We start from the raw sequence: 1593 nt of genomic DNA, 5'->3' as shown, positions 1-1593 counted from the left end.
TTCTATCCTGAAAATTAATCGGGTGGGAGAACGCCGCTTGGAGGGTATTGTCTTTGCGCAATCCTCCGGATACGCACGTTTTTGGCAATAGGAAACCAACCCCCCTGAATTCGCTTTGGTAGTTAATAGCATTAAGCAGTTTGTTCGGAAATGGTTACGATCAACCCTAGCGATTCCAATCGCTTCATGGAGCTTTTGATCAGGATGTCTCGTTTGCGTTGATCGAAGTAATCAAAACCTAGCTCCACATATTCCTGTTTTCGCGTTAACAGAATATGGACGATGCTTAAGATTGTATGTCCGACTGCAATGGCTGCCCTGTTCTTCCCGCGTCTTGCGGCAATTCGGTGATACTGAGCGGATAAGTAGCTGTTTTTCTTTCGGGCTACGGCCCGTGCCGATTCCGTTAAGGCACTTCGCAGCTTCTTGTTTCCTTTTCGCGTTTTGGCCGACCTTTTCTTCCCCGCGCTTTCATCGTGACCTGGAGTCATTCCCGCCCATGAACATAAATGGCCGGGCGTGGGAAACCGCGTCATATCGGTTCCGACTTCCGCTATGATTTGCTCGGCGGTTCGTTTACCGACACCGGGGATGCTATCTAATAACTTCAAGTCATCCGCAAAAGGGGCCATGCGCTGGTCAATCTCAGTATCTACTTGTTCGATAAGCTCGTTCAGATTGTCAATATGGGCGATTTGTTTCTCCAGCATAAACAACTGATGAGCGCCCAAACGGCCATCCAGAGCCAGCTTCAATTGTTCCTTTTTGACTTTTAGCCGCTTTTGGGCGAAGTCCGCTAGTACGGAGGTGTCTGTTTCTCCCTTGATCATCGCTTCGAGCATATCGCGTCCCGATACGCCTAGCACATTCGAGGCGACGGAGGATAACTTGATGTTTCCTCCCTCCAGTACCTTTTGCAGTCGGTTGACTTCGCGGGTTCGTTCTTCGATGATACTTCGCCGATAACGGACGATCTCTCGTAGTTCTCTTTGCTCGCGGTTTGGAATAAAGCTTCCTTGGACCAGGCCATGCCGCAGCAGCTTGGCAATCCATTCCGCATCTTTGACGTCGGTTTTGCGGCCGGGTACTGCCTTGATATGCTGCGCGTTCACTACCATCGGCTGCAGCTCTTCCAGTTCCAGCAAATTGTAAATCGGTTTCCAGTAATCTCCCGTGCTCTCCATCGCAACATGGGTGCACCGGTTTTGTTTGACCCAATCCACGAGTTCCATCAGGTTTTGGGTCATGGTTGGGAATGTGCGAATCTCCTTTCCCTTCGCGGTGATGATGCAGGCGGTGATGCTTTTTTTGTGAACATCTAGGCCGCAACAGCGTTCATGCAAGACTTCCATGTTTCTGGTCTCCTTGCGACTGGTTAAAATTAAGGCTGGTGCAACAACCAAAATGGGCTATTCTACCCTGCGTGCTTCCCGAAGGAGCAACAATCTGCGATGCACCGGGTCGTTGTGGTCCGTCTGTAACACGGGTTCGTGACACCAAGAAAGTACGACCTACCTTCGCCAGCCCAGTACCAGTATGGACAATATTTTCATTCATCAGTGGTGCCGCAAAGCAGCATGTTTGTCTGTAACG

The 1593-nt window shown here is 50.1% G+C and carries 1 protein-coding gene; it reads right to left on the bottom strand.

Going from position 1 to position 1593, the window contains the following annotated elements; genetic code table 11:
- Nucleotides 1-131 precede the first annotated feature (131 nt).
- Entirely contained in the window at nt 132-1352 is a 1221-nt protein-coding gene (locus D7M11_RS36090; protein WP_120752099.1) for an IS110 family RNA-guided transposase, read from the bottom strand.
- Nucleotides 1353-1593: the final 241 nt, after the last annotated feature.

The organism is Paenibacillus ginsengarvi, assembly GCF_003626695.1.
Classification (GTDB): Bacteria; Bacillota; Bacilli; order Paenibacillales; family NBRC-103111; genus Paenibacillus_AB; species Paenibacillus_AB ginsengarvi.
Note: the sequence above shows the minus strand (reverse complement) of the source record. Positions and strands in the feature narration are given on the sequence as shown.

Excerpts from the sequence above, each read along its gene's own strand:
- D7M11_RS36090 (WP_120752099.1), bottom strand. The coding sequence starts at position 1,352 with ATGGAAGTCTTGCATGAACGCTGTTGCGGCCTAGATGTTCACAAAAAA.